The organism is Floridaenema aerugineum BLCC-F46 (assembly GCF_041929345.1).
In the GTDB taxonomy this organism is placed as follows: domain Bacteria; phylum Cyanobacteriota; class Cyanobacteriia; order Cyanobacteriales; family Aerosakkonemataceae; genus Floridanema; species Floridanema aerugineum.
Genome location: NZ_JBHFNQ010000014.1, coordinates 1 through 2022, shown reverse-complemented (window position 1 = coordinate 2022; position 2022 = coordinate 1). Strand labels below are relative to the sequence as shown.

2 protein-coding genes are annotated in these 2022 nt (G+C 40.2%); both read left to right on the top strand.

From position 1 onward, the window contains the following. Window positions 1-421 precede the first annotated feature (421 nt). Window positions 422-1120, top strand: coding sequence for an SDR family NAD(P)-dependent oxidoreductase (locus ACE1CC_RS01885; RefSeq protein WP_413268779.1), 699 nt, complete (start codon window positions 422-424; stop codon window positions 1118-1120). Between the two features lie 66 nt (window positions 1121-1186). Next, complete coding sequence (locus tag ACE1CC_RS01880; protein WP_413268778.1) at window positions 1187-1885, top strand: glutathione binding-like protein; 699 nt, start codon at window positions 1187-1189, stop codon at window positions 1883-1885. Window positions 1886-2022 lie beyond the last annotated feature (137 nt).

Here is a 2022-nt window from a genome sequence, read left to right as displayed (position 1 = left end):
GTGGAATCTTTGACTTTATTGAATGAACAAACTGCTCAATTAATGTCATTAAGTCCACATAAACGACCTTATTATCAGCGAGGTCGAAGAGCCGAGATGCTTATCCGGTCTACCTTTTAGCCATAGTTGTCACCCCGTCAGATGGTACTCATGAATTTTTTCCTTTATTAGTTGGTAAAATTCCGGCTGTTTAGGGTAGCTTTGATGCGAATTAGCTCAACTTAAATCACAGCCAAATTCAAAAACGAATTGACTTAAATTATAAAGAATCAAGTAATCTGACTAGCGCCTATCTTAACTAGTCAGATTACAAACTACGAATTGTCGGTCAAGTTACTGTAGAATATCTATAAAGTATTTCATACTTTTTTCTGAAAGACAAGTTATTTTGATTAAATAGTGTGAATTAAAACTAAAGAAATTGAACTACCAAGTAACCACAGCATTGATCATTGGCGCTGGTAGCGGACTCAGTGCATCTATAGCCCGCTTGTTTGCGGCAGAGGGCATGACTATTGCTCTGGCACCCAGGCAAGTTGATAAACTCAGCACCTTGTCTGAGGAGATTGGAGCCGCAAGCTTTATCTGTGATGCCAGCAAACCTGATGAAGTGAACGAATTATTTAATCAAGTTGAACAAAAGTTGGGTGTGCCAACAGTCGTAGTTTATAATCCGAGCTTACGAATTCCGGGGGCGCTAATTGAGCTTGATCCGATCGAAGTCGCTAAATCATTAGAAATTACGGCTTACGGTGGGTTTTTGGTAGCACAGGCAGCAGCCAAACAAATGTTAAAGTTAGGCTCTGGGGCAATTTTCTTCACAGGTGCTTCCGCTAGTGTCAAAGGTTATCCTCGCTCTGCGCCGTTTGCGATGGGTAAATTTGCCTTGCGGGGTTTAGCTCAAAGTATTGCCCGTGAATTGGCTCCCCAAAATATTCACGTCGCACATTTTGTAATTGATGGGGTAATTCGTTCGGCTACACGCTTGGAACCACCTGACAAGCCGGATAGTTTTCTCGATCCAGATGCGATCGCCCAAACCTATCTCAACATCTTGCGTCAACCTCGCAGTGCTTGGACTTATGAAGTAGAATTGCGCCCTTGGGTTGAAAAATTTTAATTGATCAAGTTGTAATTAAGAAGCAATTCTCGATCTCATTTTTGTTATTTTAGGGAACTTAAATCCATGATCGAACTTTACTATTGGACAACACCAAACGGACACAAAATTACCATCTTTTTAGAAGAAATTGGATTACCTTACACTTTATTTCCCATAAATATTGGTGCAGGGGATCAATTTAAACCAGAGTTTTTGAAGATTTCCCCCAATAATCGGATTCCGGCGATTATCGATCGCAAACCTGTTGATGGTGGCGAACCAATTTCAGTATTTGAATCAGGAGCAATTCTGCTTTATTTAGCAGAAAAAACCGGAAAGTTAATTCCTGCTAGTATTCGCGATCGCGTCGAAGTTTTGCAATGGCTTTTCTGGCAAATGGGCGGACTTGGGCCGATGGCAGGTCAGAATCATCATTTCACCCAGTACGCGCCGGAAAAAATTCCTTATGCAATCAATCGCTATGTGAATGAAACTGGGCGTTTGTATGCAGTTTTGGATAAACGATTGAGCGATCGGGAATTTGTAGCGGGTGAGTATTCGATCGCTGACATTGCCATATATCCTTGGATTGTTCCCTACGAACGGCAAAATCAAAAATTAGAAAATTTTCCCAATCTACAACGCTGGTTTGAAGCAATTAAAGCACGTCCGGCAACAATTCGTGCTTACGAAAAAGCAGAGGCGTTTAAAGAACAAGCAATAAGTCCTGAACAAGCGCGGGAATTATTATTTAACCAATCTGCCAATACAGTAAAACGTTAAGCCGAAAAAATTATCAGGTACGTTGTTGGGGGGTGGGTGCGGGAAAATAAAAAAATGAAAAAAACAACCCAAACAAAAAAAAATTTAATTTTTTTGGGGGGAAAAAACAAAAAAAAAAACCAAAAAAAAAAAAAAAA

What these genes read in the sequence shown, in the direction of transcription:
- ACE1CC_RS01880 (WP_413268778.1), top strand. Translation starts at nt 1,187, where the DNA reads ATGATCGAACTTTACTATTGGACAACACCAAACGGACACAAAATTACC.